Here is a 12,376-nt window from a genome sequence, read left to right as displayed (position 1 = left end):
TGAGAATATAAAGGACTTGTCTCTACTCTTTATCGTATTTCCCATTGGTTGCTCTCAAAATCTCCAACTTCTTTTGTTCTGCTTTATCATCCTCTCCTTTCTCTAATATGATATTTAGCTCAAGTATTGAATTGGGTACTGATTCATAATTATAGTTTTGCGTTTTATACCCTTTTGCCTTATAGGCTATACTCACTGCTATAGGAGCTTCCACAGAATCAAACACTAACATAAAATCACCATTTCCCCCTTTTATCCATGATACATTTCTGGTGAATACTTCTACTTGAGCATCTTTAATCAACCTTCCCTTAGCATCTTTAATATGCACGTTGTAATTGATAGATCCTTGAACCTGAGCCATTGATAAACCACAAAAAAAGAAAAAAGACAATAGGAGTACTTTTTGAAAGCTAATCATTCTGATATTTTTATATATGGCAAAGTAATCAATTTATTAATGCCAAATATGTATTTTAGACGTGTGCTTGATTTTAATAAAAATTTATACTCAATCCTTTCGTTTTATCTAAATATTTTCTGGGCAAACTGATAAAGACATCTTCTCCATGTAAGCCATTCATGATAGGTTTGGGAAGATTTATATTGTAAATAAGGATATTTATTTTGATTAAGATAATTAATGATCGTTTCATTAAACTCAAAAAATCTGGCATCTTCTTTTTCTCCAATTCCAATAAAGAAAAAAGGTTTTTGCTGTGATTTCAGTACATTACTAATAGGAAGTTCTTTAAAAGGCTGACTTTCTGTTCCTTCATAAATAACAGGACTGAAAGCTCCAATTGCTGAGAAAAGCTCCGGATGGTTGGCTCCAATAAACATTGCCTGATAACTCCCGCGAGAAAGGCCTGCAATAGCTTTTTTAGCGTTGGTCTTATACTTTTTTTCGATATAAGGAATTAGCTCCTGAACTACAATCTTATCAAGGTTTTTAGTAGAAAGAACCGTTCTTGGGTAATCATCCGGCATTTTTTCTTCTTCAGGATTCAGCGCAACACCATAATCCATTACCACAATCATTTCTTTCGCCTTCTTTTCTGCAAAAAGATTATCAAGAATATTCCTGATATAACCTTGTTTTTCCCAACCTGTAATATCTTCACCAGTCCCATGATAAAGGTACAAGACCGGAAGTTTTTCAGTTCCGTAATTAGGAGGAAGATATACTTTGAAATTACGCTTTCCTTTTATTATTTCTGAATTTAAACTATCATCAATAATTTTCCCGTGCTTTACCTTTTTCTCAAAGAAGAAATCTTCACCGGAAGGGACTTCAATTCCGCTTGTGGGTTGACCATAACCAAAGTACAGTTCTGTATTCGGATCATTGGTACGCTTACCATCCACATTAAACCAGTAATAATGAAAACCTATTTCCATAGGAGAAGTAGATACATTCCAAAAGCCGTCTTTATCTTTAGCTACTGTAGATTTTATATTTTGCATCCCGTCTCCCCCATCCAGCACAACAGATTTTGCATCCGGAAAATAAACTTTAAACTGAGTTTGCCTTTCTTTATCAACTTTGGGAAACTCTTTTCCTTTCAATGCTGTTACGGAAGTTGTATAATGTTGAGAAAATACCATAGCTGAACATAAACCTAGAATGGAAGTTATTATCTTTAATTTTTGCATTTATATTGTTTTAAAATCATGGAAAGTTGTCTAAAGTACGGATTTATACTTAAAAAATTTCACACCTTTTTACTTAGAAATATCGTAATATATTCATATTATCATTCGGTAAATTGAATTCGTAAAATATTGGTTTTAATAAAAAATTGCTTTCCTTACATTTGTTGAATCATAAAAAATAATGAATTGGAAAAAAATATGGATTTAATTAGCAGTTTAGGAAAACTAATTGTTTTTCTTATGTTGCTATTTTCTGTTTTTCTTTTTACGGTAAAAAGCAACAAGAGACTCGCCAATCAACTATTTGCTTTATTTCTTTTGCTTACCGCATTTGATTTTACCGGTTTTTTTATAGGCAATACATTAGATGATTATCCTTTGATTAAAGTCTTGAAAATATCTTCTTCTTTATTGCAAATGCCCGCATTCTATTTGTACGTCTTAGCTACTTGCTATTCTGATTTTAAGCTCAAACCAAAACATCTTTTACACACTCTCCTGTTCCTTTTCTTTTGTATCATTTTCAAAATAGATTCTGCTTCAGATCAAAGTTATTTATCTTTTACAATTGTAGGAGAACTTCAGTATTATATTTATATTATCTTGATATTTTTGAGTTTACAGAAATACAAAACTGTTTATTTGGAAAACTATTCTCATCATGATAATGGAACTTATAAATGGCTGTTTCAGATCACCTTATTTTTTTGCGTTGCCCATCTTTTTGTGCTGATAAAATTGGGACTTTTATATTTCGGAAAAGATCAAAGTCTCTTACAAAATATCTATCTGGTAATTAGTACAATTGCTTTATTCACGATATGTTGGTTCGTATTAAAAGCTTTATATAATCCGCAGCTTTTTACAGGTGTTAAAATTGCACTGGAACCCATTGAATCTAAATCTGAAAAAAACAAAATACACCTCAACAAAAAAGTTGAAAACAATGAATCTTCCTTAGCGCTTACGTCCTATATGGAAAATGAAAAACCTTATCTGGATTTTGATTTAACCCTACAAAAATTAGCGACACAAGTAAACATGCCAGAAAAAGAACTGTCTGTACTCATCAATCAAACCATAGGAAAACATTTTTTCGATTTTATCAATGAATATCGAATTGAAGATGCCAAGATACTTTTGAGAAATCAACCTCAGTTAACCGTCTTGGAAATTCTGTATCAGGTTGGTTTTAATTCTAAATCTTCTTTTTACACAGCTTTTAAAAAAGAAACTGAGCAAACACCTTCAGACTACAGAAAATCAAACACTTAAATAATGTCCGACTTTTAATCGGACTCATTAACTGATACTAATTAGTCCGATTATCGGTGCTCGGACTTCTATATTAAATCAAAGTTTCAACTTTGTTTCAAATTAAATTTTGAATCAAATGAAACATTCATATCAAGCTACCTTCATCCTCGTTTTTATATTATTCTGCAATATATGTCTTGCTCAAAAACAGGATAGAACGAATCAAATCAACAAGGTAGATTCGTTATTACATCATTATTACCAAAAGAATAATCCGGGCGTTGCTTTAGCGATTATTGAACAAGGGAAAACCATTTACAGTGGTCAAAGAGGTATTTCAAATATGGAATATGGCATCCCAATTACAGATTCTACAGCCTTTCATATTGCGTCTGTATCTAAACAATTTACGGCATATCTTGCGGTCTTATTAGAGAAAGAGGGTAAACTTTCGTTACATGATGATATAAGAAAATATTTACCGGAATTAAAAGATTTACCTTACAAAATAACGCTTCGTCAATTGGCTAATCATACACATGGACTTTCCAATTTATACGAACTAGCTCAATTGAAAGGCATAGAACCCGGCGATAAAATGACGCATAAAGAGATTGTAGAAATGTTGCTTCATATCAAACAGGTTAACTTTAAACCTGGTGAACAATACCAATACAACAATACCGGATTTGTCCTGCTTGCCGAAATTATCGAAAGATTAACCGGAAAACCATTTCAGGAAATTTTAAAAGATAAAATTTTCATCCCGTTACAGATGAACAATAGTTCAGCGGTGAATACCTCATCATTAATCATTAAAAATAAAGCCTATTCTTATCGATTAAAAAATGGAAAATACGAAAATTATGCCTTCAATATGATGGCTAACGGTTCTTCAGGAATCAGTACAACCATTAATGATTTAAGTAAATGGGCCATTACCATGCAATATCCGTCTGTAGAAAATAAAGAAATTTTAGATGAAATGCTACAACCTACCATTCTCAATTCCGGAGAAACCATTCGATATGGTTTAGGCTTAGAATCTAAAACATATAAGGGCTTAGAACTTGTTTTTCATGGCGGCGGCGATGCGGGTTATCGTTCTTATATTTTAACTATTCCAAAATATAAATTTTCAGTGGTGATGCTGGGAAATAATAATGATTTTAAACCCTTTCAACTTGTGTATGAAATTGTAGATTTATTTTTAAAAGAATATGAAAAAGAAAATCCATCATTACAAAAAACCAGCTATACAACACAAGAATTGAAAGCATTTGAAGGCACTTATGAAATGTTTCCCGGTTCATTTTTTACCATAATAGCCGAAAACAATTCACTTTATTATCAAGCTTTCGGAACGCAAAACAAGATGGTATTACCGATTATCGGAGATGGAGTTTTTGCCAATCCGAATTTGCCCATCAGCTATTTTTCATTTGATAAAAGCACATGTAATTTTCATATCGCAGACTTTACTTATCCAAGTAAAAGGGTAAATGTAAACCTTCCAAAACCTAATGAAATGAATCTTGCCGAATTTGCAGGCATTTATAGAAACGAAGAGTTTAACACTGAATATGAATTAGTTATCAAGAATAGCGAGTTAATTGCTCAACATAGCTTAAATAATGACATTGCTCTGCACCCACTTACCAAAAATAGTTTTTATTCAAATGAAGGCTTTTTTGGAAAACTCAGTTTTTCGAAAAATAAAGAAGGTAAAATTATTGGATTTTCATTATCTGGACAGAATTTACACAATATCCTCTTTACAAAAATTAAATAAGCCGTTCAAGAATCGGTTAATCTGTAATTCCCTGATTCATATTTTTTGTAAGTTTACGCTGTTAAATTATAAAAGCAAACAGTCAGACAAAACCATGAACGATAATAATACAACCCGACTTTCACGGCTGACTGCCATTTTGATGCAACTGCAAACCAAAAGACTTTTGACCGCTACCAATCTTGCAGATAAATTCAACGTAAGTACAAGAACGATCTACAGAGACATAAGAGCGTTAGAAGAAGCAGGAGTTCCTATTATTACAGATGAAGGTAAAGGATATTTTTTAATGGAAGGTTACAAAATCCCACCTGTAATGTTTACTGAAAAAGAAGCCAATGCCTTAATACTTGCCGAACAACTTGTTTTGAAAAATAAGGATACTTCGTTTATTAAAGACTATACAGAAGCCATTGACAAAATAAAAGCAGTATTACGGCAATCAGAAAAAAACAAAGCTAATTTACTTGCAGACAGAACCCGTTTTGAGCAAAACATAAACAGAGAAAGGAACAGTAACAATATATCTGATCTGCAGAAAGCTTTAACTAATTTCTTCTTAGTAAAAATAGATTACAGCAACGAAAGTAGTGAAACTTCAACCCGAATAATTGAACCCTTTGCCTTAATTAGTACAAAAGAAAACTGGTTACTGATTGCATGGTGCAGATTACGAAAAGAATTCAGGTACTTCAGGTTGGATAGGATTGCAAAAATGCAGGTTTTGGAAGAAAAATTTGAACAACATAAGATGACATTACAAGAATATTTTGATAAATTTTATTAACCCATTTTCACCCCTGACATAAGGCTGTCACAAGTGCCTTTTACATTTGTAGCTCACCATTAAAAAATGAGTACAATGCAAAAAACAACATTCGATCCTTGGGCTTGGGGTAAAAACACAAATTCTGCACAGGCGGTAGAAGTTAAGCAACCAGAAGGAACACTTTACTGTTCCGGACAAGTGGCTATTGACGCCAACGGAATTCCCAGCCAGGCTGATATGAGAAGTCAGTTAATTCAAACCATCGCCAACTTAGAACACCTGATCAACGAATCGGGCTATGAATGCAAGAATATTGTCAGACTCAATGTATATACTACAAGTACTAATGAGTTTTTCACCAATTGTATGGACGTTTATGTACCTTTTATCATGAAACACGGTATTCAACAGGCAACTACTTTGCTTGAAGTAAAAGGCCTTTTCGCAACATTAACCGTGGAGCTTGAAGCAACCGTAGTTAAATAAAATATATAAATATTTTATCCGGCAAGCCTTACAGACTGTTTTGAAAGATGACTTTATTTAACCATTTTCATTACGCTGCAAGGCTTGTCTTTATTTCTTAAAAATTCTATTATCCGGAGTACTTTTCATTAATATTATATTGTGCTTTTACCAGATAAATCTTATCTTTTTTAATTATTCAACTCAATAATGCTTTAAAATTCAACAATATTAAACCAAAAATGATTATTTTTAAAGATACTAAATCAATAATAACAAAATCTCAAATTATGAACATAAAAAACATTCTTGAGAATCGATTTATTTATCCATTCCCAGACAAAATTAGTCCCTTTGGAAAAGCATTACAAGAAATCGCCAACACTCAATGGATAGATGGTGAACTGAAAGATTTGCTGCCATTAGCAACTCGGGAAAAATACAAACATACCAATACAGGAATTATGTCTGCCCGTTGGTGGCCAACAACACCCACTCTTGATCGTATGATACCGCTTAGCAGATTTATGCTATGGGCAATGTATAACGACGATATGTATGAGGTAGCAACACCTAATGAAATACATTTTGCACAAGAGCGCTCCATCGCAGTACTAAAGGGTAAGATATCCCCTGAACAAGCACAAATACCTCTTGCATATCAGCTGGCAGCCATACGCGAAGATTTCTTGAAGTTTATTCCTTCAGAATCAATTAATCGTTTTGCCGATTCATTGAATGAGTATTTTGACGGCCTAGAAATGGAAGTTTTGTACCAGCAGAATGGAACATTTCCATCAGTCGGTAATCTGATTAGTATCAGAGTAAGATCACTAATGGTTTGTGCCTTTGTTGATACTATTGAAATTCAAACCGGTATTACATTACCAGACCGAATTTATAAACATCCTGTTATTAAACGCTTATATCATCTTTCAAGCAGTATTATTATCTATTTTAATGATGTACAGTCTCTGCATAAAGATGAAGTGAGTGGGCGGCTTTATTTTAATTTGTTAGGAGTGCTTCAACATCATTATCAATTATCAAAAGAAGAAGCCTTAGAGGAAACTATACGTATGCATAATGAAGATTTAGAAGAGTTTCTGTTATTAAAGTCAACCCTTCCTGATTTTGGAGAATGGCAAGAAGCTGTTATTGAAATAATAGAATGTATGGGTATGTTTATCAAAGGCTGGCAGACAACTTCACTTTTAGAAACAAAGCGCTACAACAATAATGGTTTTCCTCAAATAGAAGAATTACCCAAAATAGAATAAATTAATGTAAAATACTTATATAAAAAAGTAATATTTTTTTCAAATTGTATGAACATTTATGGACCCTTTATCATGAAACACAGTATTCAACAACTAACCACTTTGCTTGAAGTAAAAGACCTTTTTGCAACATTAACCGTCGAGCTTGAAGCAACCGCATAGTAGATATAGAAATATTTTATCCAACAATCCTTACAACATGGTGAAAATGGTTAAAAAGAATCATGTTTCAAAACAAGCTGTAAGGATTGTTTTTCAATTAGGGCTTTGCACTTTGGTTAGCTCATTAATTTTAGTAATAATCATTGGATAAAACTTCTCAAAAGAAGGAAACTGAGTTCGTGAAGTTTCATATTATATTCAGGATTTCCAGCCAACCTGAAAATAATACTAAACAGTTCAACCCGCGGATCTACTTTGGACTTAACATTATCCTCTGCAAGCACCGGTGAGGAGATAGACAACAGCAATAACAAGACAATCAGTTTCATAAAAAAGGGATATTAGACTGCTGGCAAATGTATATATCCTACACTGATCATACAAGGTATTGTTTTAGCAGCTTCACGATCTATCCAATTAATTATATTCGTATTCTATCTTTTTATCTATTAATAGGTTAATGCTACATATTGATAAAGATGTTGCGGATCTTCAGCTTCAGCAATTAAAAACCGGGCAACATCGGCTCTTGAAACCTTCCCTATTTTCATTCCTTTTTGAAGTCCAGATAATACTTTGTAAGATGAGCTCGCACCTCCATTGGTAAGCATTCCGGGTCTTATAATTTCCCATTTCAATGTACTTTTTGCGATCAACTCTTCCATGATTGTTTTATTAATGTATTGCTCTTTCAGGAATAATGAAATGACCGTTCGCATAAAAAAGCTTAAATATCCTTTACTTTCTCCTGCTCCAAAACCTGTAATAACCAGAACGGGTGAAGAAAAATCTAAATCACAGCTCACCTTTATGAGCACCTGAGCAATGTCAGAAAAAAGAGTCGTTGCTTTTTTATTTTTTGTTCCAACGGTTATAAATACCGCATCAGCACCTTGTATAGCCTTTTTTAAATCAACAGCAGATGTTGCACTTCCATTTATTTTAATTAGTTGAGGATGATTTGGAAGCTGATCTGTATTTCTTGACAATGCCGTTACTGTATGTCCTTTTTGAAGCGCCTGTATCACAGACTGTAATCCAATTCCCGCTCCGGCTCCTATAATTGCTATATTCATTTTATTTGGTAGATTTATTTTCCAGATATTTTTCAGTAATACTCTTTTTAGCCACCAATAGACTTTCGCTTCCCCATTTCCATGGAGTTCCATCTGCTGTCAGTATTTCAGCATCCGATTCTTTAGCAATAAGCAATCCGGCCAGCCAGTTATGTGTATCAATATCTTCCTGAATAAATACATCAATTCTTCCTGCTCCTACATACGCCAGCTGTAACCCATGAGGTCCATAATTTCTAATAATACCAAAAGTATCTATGAGCTTAGTAACTGTGGAACCAATTTTTTCATTTAAATTATTATTCGATTTATCCTGATGTCCATACTCAAAAACAGCCAACATGATTGTTGCATCTGTTTTACCGGTAATTTGTAACGGTTTATCATTCATAAAAGCGCCTTCTTCATCTTTTGCCCAGAACATCTCATTGGCTAAGGGATCATAAATAACAGAAAAGAAAGGCTTTCCATTACTAACAAGAACTAAATTGATGGTCCACCCCGGAATATGCTGAAGGTATTGTATTGCACCATCCATTGCATCACAAAGCCAATATTCATTTTGTCCGGCAGGTTTTCTTTGGGAATCGGTATCAAACTCATCGCCAATAAGCCACTCTGTATTGGGAAACTCCTTTGATAAATCCTGCTTTAAAGAGCTCAGACACAATGTATCGATATCTTTCAATTGTTGTAAGAGCTCATCCATGGTTTGAGGTATGGAATTCTGTTTATAGTCTTTTAAAAAGACGCCACCCACTTTTCGTACTGCATCGAGTATAATCGGGATATTGATTTCATTTTGCATAATATGTATTGTATTAATTACTATGCAAAATTACCTACACACTTTCCCAAAATTGTAGTTTTAATGAAGGGGAAGATAGTCCTGACCACGGAATTTCTTCCGAAATTCAAGGGGCGTAAGATGGGCTACTTTTTTAAAAAGCTTTCCGAAATAAACAGGTTCGTCGTATCCTACTTCATAAGCAATCTCCTTCACCGTTTTATCTGTAAAATATAACAGTCTTTTGGCTTCCATAATAGACACTTTCTGAATATGAGCAGATACCGAACTTCCTGTTAACAATTTTACAGTATCGTTTAAATGAGCAGTTGAAATAGAAAGTACTGAGGCATATTGAGCAGGCTGTTTCCAGGTTTTAAAATTTTCTTTAGCCAACTTTAAAAATGCTTCTTTAATGATAACACCGCGATTTTCTTTCTCTTTATCACTTTGTATATTGGTAAAAAGCTGTCCTGCAATAAGACTTAAAAGACTATTGAGTAACGCATGAATGCTTTTTTGAACATAAGTGTTGGTATTTTGTACCTGCATTTTTTCAATCAAATCCATGAGCACAATAAGCTGCTGGAAAAAAGCAGATCCTTCTTCAAGTAAAAACGGATGAGTTATTTTATTTTCTAAAACCTGCATCACTTCATGATTAACCAATGACGGATCAAAGCTGATCATCCATCCTTTCGGATCTTTTACATCTATAACCTGATGCACTTCTTCAGGAAATACGCAAAGCAGTGCAGGTGAGCTAAACTCAACATTTTCAAAATCAATATTTAATTTAAATTCACCCTGTAAGGCCAACATTAATTGGCAGTGATCATCCCGATGAGGATTTGAAATATCATGATCCCCCGCTTTTGGACCTTCCATATTGACCATAATAATTCCTGCTTTGGCTTGAGGCGAAAGTTCAAATTGCTGAATCATATGATTTTGATTTTTCAAGAGATAAAAATAAAGATTTAATAATTACTGAGCTCAATTAATAAGATAATAAACAGAAGATTATGTTGAGTAATCGTATTTTTTTCATCATAATCAATTAAATCATCTCATTAAAAGTAACTACTTAGTGAATTATTTTATATATTCGTAAAACTAAAACATTATTTAAATATTAATAATTATGAAAACAATTCTTCTATCAGCATTCTATGCTGGTATTTTCTGTGTAGCATTCTCATGTGCAACTGAACGATCAACTTTAGCATCCAATGAAGAGCTAAAGACAACAGAAATGACCTCTTTTGACAAAGCAATGAAGGAAATCATGAAGCCTGAAAACAGATCAACCCCTGAAGAAATAGCTCGGTTAGGTGCACAATTGAATGACAGATCATTGGACATTTTATTCAATGCCTCATTACAATTAGTAGGTAAAAATGGCAATAACAATCTTAGTGAAGCCAGCAGCAGAGTAGAAAAAGAAAAAGTAATTGTACAGGCAACCCATGTCTATTTTTCTAAGCTGAATACGATAAAAGCGAATCAAAAGGCAGAAAACTAAAAGCATTTGACCATGAAAAAAATATTCATGTCACTCTTTATAATGAGTGTATTTAGCCTGCATGCTCAGAAAACGATTAATATATTTAATTATTCCGATTATAATGTAATAAATTATTTGGTAGGAGCAAATCAGACGAACGCTAATTGTTACCCGACCATCAGTGGAACCAATTATCCTGTGCCCGTTCCTCCACTAGGTGCTGTAAGCTACAACGGCTATTATAACAGCCAACTTCAAAGTCCTCCAATTAATTCATGGACTGTACAGCTTGCACTCAATAATAGTACTATTCAGCCCGCTTCATCACCAGTGCTCATGCCTTTAGGATCAACAACAGATTGGATGATGAATAAATTTTATGTAGAAGATCCCAATGGTACCCCACTCAATTACAGCGGTTCATCCATAGGAACTCTTACTTGTAACACTCCTGTAATCAACAGTGTAGAATCAACCCCTACAAGACCGTATGAATTTAATGCCTACTGGTTCGTGTCAGGAGGCGAAACCTTTTTTATAATCCAACCAAAATAACTATGAAAAAAATACTCACACTTTCGCTGATACTTATATTCTCTCTAGCTTTTTCACAGGGAAAATTATTTATTCAGAATTATTCCAACTATGACCTTGTCATGCGTGTTGTAGCTGGCAGCCCTACCAACTGTCATCCAGAAGCAATTGGTAGTTTAACATTTCCTGCCAATACACAATCTTTAATCAATAACTTTAACGATGCAGGAGCATATACAACTGGATTTAGCGTGTTGCTTTCTCCTAATGCAAATTCAACATTCCAGACCATTCCGTCAGGATTATTGACCGCAATTTCACCACTTACCCAGTGGAAGTTTGCTTGGTTCCACACAAGATATCCCGGTACAACCAATATGACCCCAGACATTGATTTCAATATGGGTGATTCTGCATTTCCTAGTTGCCCATGGTCACCAAGTTCACTGTATACTGCTGGAACTTTAACTCAAACTTTCTGGTTCTATGTAGCATCAGAAAATACAACCTATCTAGTTGTTCAGTAATATTTTAAAATTCAATTTATTAAATACATAATCCCTAAGCTTTATTACTTAGGGATTATTTATTGCTTCTTTTGATTATAGCTAATACAATTCTTAATCAGTCAAATTTCTAGTTAAAATCTTATTTTTTGATTTTAATAATGAGCCTGACCGATTTCAAGTTTATTAAATTTTCCTTCAGCATCAAGGTGAAATTTAAAATATGTTTTAAAATCTCCCCAAGTATCGCTATGGAAATGACCATAAACAGATAGCCCATTATCTTCCGCTTTATCAATTGTTGTGAAACGTTCATGCCCAAGAGCTTCTGTAGAGAACTCCTTAAAATCTCTTAGATTTCCATCATCCAGCAATTTTACATCTGTCGTAAAGAAGGAAAGCCATAATTTGGAATTTCCATCCTGCCAAGCTTCGATTGCTGCTTTTACTTTGTAATTATTAATTTTTTGGTATTCCATCCGATTAATGGTTTGATGTTGATGGTTACCAATCTGTCCACAAGCCTGTAAAGAAGCTAACAGTAAGATTGATAAAATATATTTAAATATAGGCAAAACCTTTCTA

At 33.6% G+C, this 12,376-nt stretch carries 14 protein-coding genes; 8 read left to right on the top strand and 6 right to left on the bottom strand.

Annotation, left to right across the window (positions count from 1 at the left end):
* Positions 1-22 precede the first annotated feature (22 nt).
* Both BUB80_RS02520 and BUB80_RS02515 read right to left on the bottom strand, forming a co-directional pair.
* Positions 23-421 carry a hypothetical protein gene (locus tag BUB80_RS02520; RefSeq protein ID WP_073290631.1) on the bottom strand — a complete coding sequence of 133 codons (399 nt, stop codon included), beginning with the start codon at positions 419-421 and terminating at the stop codon, positions 23-25.
* Positions 422-525: 104 nt separating this feature from the next.
* Positions 526-1,656, bottom strand: a complete 1,131-nt coding sequence (locus tag BUB80_RS02515; RefSeq protein WP_073290629.1) for an alpha/beta hydrolase-fold protein — start codon at positions 1,654-1,656, stop codon at positions 526-528.
* Between the two features lie 198 nt (positions 1,657-1,854).
* Here BUB80_RS02515 and BUB80_RS02510 point away from each other — a divergent pair, with 198 nt between their 5' ends.
* The 5 genes from BUB80_RS02510 (at position 1,855) to BUB80_RS02490 (ending at position 7,219) form a co-directional block, all read left to right on the top strand.
* Positions 1,855-2,931 (top strand): helix-turn-helix domain-containing protein, encoded by a 1,077-nt coding sequence (locus tag BUB80_RS02510; RefSeq protein ID WP_073290627.1) that lies wholly within the window; start codon positions 1,855-1,857, stop codon positions 2,929-2,931.
* A gap of 118 nt (positions 2,932-3,049) precedes the next feature.
* On the top strand, positions 3,050-4,705 hold the full coding sequence (locus tag BUB80_RS02505) for a serine hydrolase domain-containing protein (protein WP_073290626.1): 1,656 nt from the start codon (positions 3,050-3,052) through the stop codon (positions 4,703-4,705).
* 94 nt (positions 4,706-4,799) lie between these two features.
* The gene (locus tag BUB80_RS02500; protein WP_073290846.1) at positions 4,800-5,492 is read left to right on the top strand and encodes a helix-turn-helix transcriptional regulator; all 693 of its coding nucleotides are present in this window, start codon (positions 4,800-4,802) and stop codon (positions 5,490-5,492) included.
* Between the two features lie 75 nt (positions 5,493-5,567).
* Positions 5,568-5,960 carry a RidA family protein gene (locus BUB80_RS02495; protein WP_073290624.1) on the top strand — a complete coding sequence of 131 codons (393 nt, stop codon included), beginning with the start codon at positions 5,568-5,570 and terminating at the stop codon, positions 5,958-5,960.
* Between the two features lie 221 nt (positions 5,961-6,181).
* Positions 6,182-7,219: a terpene synthase family protein gene (locus tag BUB80_RS02490; protein WP_073290622.1), complete on the top strand. Its 1,038-nt coding sequence runs from the start codon at positions 6,182-6,184 to the stop codon at positions 7,217-7,219.
* A 611-nt stretch (positions 7,220-7,830) separates the two neighbouring features.
* Here BUB80_RS02490 and BUB80_RS02480 read toward each other — a convergent pair.
* From BUB80_RS02480 to BUB80_RS02470, 3 genes are read right to left on the bottom strand one after another with little or no spacing between them, the layout of a single operon-like run.
* Positions 7,831-8,457, bottom strand: a complete 627-nt coding sequence (locus BUB80_RS02480) for an NAD(P)-dependent oxidoreductase (RefSeq protein WP_073290618.1) — start codon at positions 8,455-8,457, stop codon at positions 7,831-7,833.
* 1 nt (position 8,458) lies between these two features.
* The gene (locus BUB80_RS02475) at positions 8,459-9,265 is read right to left on the bottom strand and encodes an inositol monophosphatase family protein (RefSeq protein WP_073290616.1); all 807 of its coding nucleotides are present in this window, start codon (positions 9,263-9,265) and stop codon (positions 8,459-8,461) included.
* Positions 9,266-9,325: 60 nt separating this feature from the next.
* Entirely contained in the window at positions 9,326-10,189 is an 864-nt protein-coding gene (locus BUB80_RS02470) for an AraC family transcriptional regulator (RefSeq protein WP_073290614.1), read from the bottom strand.
* Positions 10,190-10,388: 199 nt separating this feature from the next.
* Here BUB80_RS02470 and BUB80_RS02465 point away from each other — a divergent pair, with 199 nt between their 5' ends.
* From BUB80_RS02465 to BUB80_RS02455, 3 genes are read left to right on the top strand one after another with little or no spacing between them, the layout of a single operon-like run.
* A complete protein-coding gene (locus tag BUB80_RS02465) occupies positions 10,389-10,769 on the top strand; it encodes a hypothetical protein (protein WP_073290612.1) in 381 nt (126 codons plus the stop codon).
* Between the two features lie 12 nt (positions 10,770-10,781).
* Entirely contained in the window at positions 10,782-11,306 is a 525-nt protein-coding gene (locus BUB80_RS02460) for a hypothetical protein (RefSeq protein ID WP_139262497.1), read from the top strand.
* 2 nt (positions 11,307-11,308) lie between these two features.
* Positions 11,309-11,812, top strand: a complete 504-nt coding sequence (locus BUB80_RS02455) for a hypothetical protein (RefSeq protein ID WP_073290608.1) — start codon at positions 11,309-11,311, stop codon at positions 11,810-11,812.
* Positions 11,813-11,946: 134 nt separating this feature from the next.
* On the opposite strand, the gene BUB80_RS02450 is transcribed toward BUB80_RS02455, so the two are convergent.
* The gene (locus BUB80_RS02450; protein WP_228433643.1) at positions 11,947-12,366 is read right to left on the bottom strand and encodes a hypothetical protein; all 420 of its coding nucleotides are present in this window, start codon (positions 12,364-12,366) and stop codon (positions 11,947-11,949) included.
* Between the last annotated feature and the right edge of the window lie 10 nt (positions 12,367-12,376).

Source organism: Chryseobacterium polytrichastri, from assembly GCF_900142445.1.
Lineage (GTDB): Bacteria > Bacteroidota > Bacteroidia > Flavobacteriales > Weeksellaceae > Chryseobacterium > Chryseobacterium polytrichastri.
The sequence above is the reverse complement of the archived record's forward strand: the minus strand, read 5'-3'. Positions and strand labels throughout refer to the sequence as shown.